The sequence below is a fragment of the bacterium genome, assembly GCA_021372775.1.
GTDB lineage: Bacteria > Acidobacteriota > Polarisedimenticolia > J045 > J045 > JAJFTU01.
This window is the reverse complement of the sequence record JAJFTU010000305.1, coordinates 1-3,065: the sequence shown is the minus strand read 5'-3', so window position 1 is coordinate 3,065 and position 3,065 is coordinate 1. Positions and strand designations below refer to the sequence as shown.

General features: G+C 72.4%; 3 protein-coding genes. All 3 read left to right on the top strand.

Translation table 11 applies throughout. The annotated features are described in order from the left end of the window. Positions 1-53: 53 nt before the first annotated feature. Positions 54-1,055, top strand: a complete 1,002-nt coding sequence (gene gap, locus LLG88_10555; protein MCE5247340.1) for a type I glyceraldehyde-3-phosphate dehydrogenase — start codon at positions 54-56, stop codon at positions 1,053-1,055. A gap of 71 nt (positions 1,056-1,126) precedes the next feature. Further along, positions 1,127-2,290 (top strand): 6-phosphofructokinase, encoded by a 1,164-nt coding sequence (locus LLG88_10550; protein ID MCE5247339.1) that lies wholly within the window; start codon positions 1,127-1,129, stop codon positions 2,288-2,290. Positions 2,291-2,367: 77 nt separating this feature from the next. Next, positions 2,368-3,065, top strand: a 698-nt coding sequence (locus LLG88_10545) for a P-loop NTPase (protein ID MCE5247338.1), incomplete at its 3' end; no start/stop codon positions are given.

Here is a 3,065-nt window from a genome sequence, read left to right as displayed (position 1 = left end):
GACCTGCTGCGGCGCTTCGACGAGCTGGACGGCGATTCGGCGGAGGAGGGACGATGAGCGTCAGGGTCGGCATCAACGGCTTCGGCCGGATCGGCCGGGCCGTCTTCCGCATCATGAGCCGCCGCGACGACGTCGAGGTCGTCGCGATCAACGACCTCTACCGCGCCGAGCAGCTCGCCTACCTGCTGCGCTTCGACACCGTGATGGGGCCGTTCCAGCGGCGCGTGGACCACGAGGAGCGCGCCCTCAAGATCGAGGGGATGAAGCCGATCCGCCTCACGGCGGAGAAGGATCCCGCGCGGCTGCCGTGGGCCGACGTCGGCGCCGACATCGTCGTCGAATCGACCGGCGTCTTCCGCGACCGCGCCAACCTCGAGAAGCATCTCGCCGCGGGGGCGAAGAAGGTCATCCTCACCGTGCCGCCGAAGGACGACGTGGACGCGATCGTCGTCCTCGGCGTCAACGACGACGTCCTCGCCGCCGGGCCGAAGATCGTCTCCAACGCCTCCTGCACGACGAACTGCCTCGCGCCGGTGGCCAAGGTGCTCGACGACGCCTTCGGGATCGAGCGCGGCTTCATGACGACGGTCCACGCCTACACCAACGACCAGCGCCTCGCCGACGTCCCGCACAAGGACTTCCGCCGCGCCCGCGCCGCGACGCAGAACATCATCCCGACGACCACCGGCGCCGCGCGCGCCGTGGGCAAGGTGCTGCCGCACCTCAAGGGAAAGCTCGACGGGATGGCGATGCGCGTGCCGGTGCCGGACGGCTCGATCGTCGACCTCGTCGTCCGCCTCGGGCGCGAGACGACGGCCGACGAGGTCAACCGCCGCATGAAGGAGGCCGCCGACGGCCCGCTGCGGCGCGTGCTGCAGTACAGCGAGGATCCGCTCGTTTCCTCCGACATCATCGGCAACCCGCACTCCTCGATCTTCGACGCCCCCTCGACGCAGATGCTCGGGCCGCGCGAGCTGCGCTGCCTCGCCTGGTACGACAACGAGTGGGGCTACTCCAACCGCGTGGTGGACCTGACGCTCCGCCTCGCGGAGTGACCAGGGGCCACGGGCCCGACCTTTCCCGCGGGGCGGCTCCGGCGAGGGGCCGCCCCGTTTTCGGTGCATCGATGGCGCGGAAGATGGGCGTGCTCACCGGCGGCGGCGACGTCCCCGGCCTCAACGTGGCGATCAAGACGCTCGCCTGGGTCCTCGAGGACGCGGGCTGGGAAGTGTGGGGGCTGCGGCGCGGCTGGTCGGCGCTGCTGCACGCCGGGCCGGACAGCCCCGAGCCGGAGGCGGAGTGGGCGGTGCGGCTGACCAAGAGCCGCACGCGCACGATCGACCGCACCGGCGGGACGATCCTCCACACCTCGCGCACCAACCCCGCCGCCGTGCCGCGGCGCGAGGTCCCCGCGCACCTGCTCGCCGCCGCGCCGCCGCCGAACGAGGCCGGGCTCGTGGACCTGACGGCGGAGGCGATCCGCGCGATCGAGGGGCTGCACCTCGAGGCGCTCGTCGCGATCGGCGGCGACGACACGCTCTCCTTCGCCAAGCGTCTGGCGGAGGAGGGGGTTCCGGTCGTCGGCATTCCGAAGACGATGGACAACGACGTCTTCGGCACCGACTACTGCGTCGGCTTTTCCACCGCCGTCAGCCGCTCGGTGAACATGGTCGCCGACCTGCGCAGCCCCGCCGGCTCGCACGAGCGGTACCTGATCGTCGAGCTGTTCGGGCGCAACTCGGGCGAGACGTCGCTGATGGTCGGCCTGCTCTCCGCCGCCGACCGCGTGCTGATCAGCGAGGTGCCGTTCGATCCCGAGCGCGCGCTCGACCTGCTGCAGCGCGACCGGCGGGACAGCCATTCCGGCTACGCCGTCGTCACCGTCTCCGAAGGGGCGTCGCTCGCCGGCGGCGCGCCTTTGGAATGGGGCGATCCGGACGCTTTCGGCCACCGCAAGCTGGGCGGCGTGGGGCTCCTCTTCGGCGACTACGTCAAGAACAAGACCGGCGACGGCGTCGTCTACCAGAACCTCGCCTACCTGATGCGCTCCGGCCCGCCCGACTCGCTCGACCGGCTCGTCGCGATCAACTTCGGGCGGATCGCCGCCGACCTCGTCGCGCGGGGCGAGACGGGGCGGCTCGTGGCGATCGAGGGCGGACGCTACGCGACCAAGCCGATCTCGATCGTCGGCGAGGGGGTGCGGCGGGTGGACGTCGGGCGCTACTACGACGTCCCGCAGTACCGGCCGAAACTGGACGCGGTCATCGGCCTGCCGATGTTCCTCGAGTGACGCGCCGCACCACGATTTGTCGCCTCGGCGGCTAAAGTCCGGCCCCGCCGCGCCAATAAGAACCTCGGGAGGGCGCGATGCGCGTCGTCACGATCGGTTCGGGCGTCGCCGGTGTTGGACGGTCGTTCGCGGCCGCCAATCTCGCCGTCGCCCTGGCCCATCGCGGCGCCCGCACCTGCCTCGTGGACCTCGACTTCCAGAACGCGGAGCAGCACCTGCTTCTCGGCCAGCTGCGCCCGCAGCGCTCGGTCCTCGAACTGCTGCGCGGCGAGGCGCTCTCGATGGCCGAGCTGATGATCTCCGCCGACCTCGGCGGCCGGCTGTTCCTCGTGCCCGGCGCGCCGGAGACGATCCGCCCGGCCTCGCTCCGCGGGTCGGACGTGGACCGCCTCGTCTCCGAGCTGCGGCAGCTGCCGGCCGAGTTCGTCGTCGTCGACCTTCCCGCCTCGACCGCCCATCAGGCGCTCGACCTGTTCCTCGCCGGCGACGCGCAGTACCTCGTCTCGACGACCGACCCGGCGGCGCTGGCCGCGGGCGGCGCCTACCTGCGGCTGGCCCGTTCGCGCCGCGCGACGCGGCGCGGCGCGGGGACGCCGCTCCGCTCGCCGCGCGTCTACAACACGCTCGACGACCTCGTGCGGGACATGGACGCGATCCGCAGCGACGCCGGAGAGGCGGGGCCGCGCTTCCGCCCGGGCCTGATCCTCAACCGCTGCCCGCTCGACGACGAAGCCTCGGCGGCGGCGCTGCGCGCGCTGCGCGCCGCGGCGGGCGA

Bases quoted from the DNA above. Each gene is read 5' to 3' on its own strand.
- LLG88_10550 (MCE5247339.1), top strand. From the start codon at position 1,127: ATGGCGCGGAAGATGGGCGTGCTCACCGGCGGCGGCGACGTCCCCGGC.
- gap (MCE5247340.1), top strand. From the start codon at position 54: ATGAGCGTCAGGGTCGGCATCAACGGCTTCGGCCGGATCGGCCGGGCC.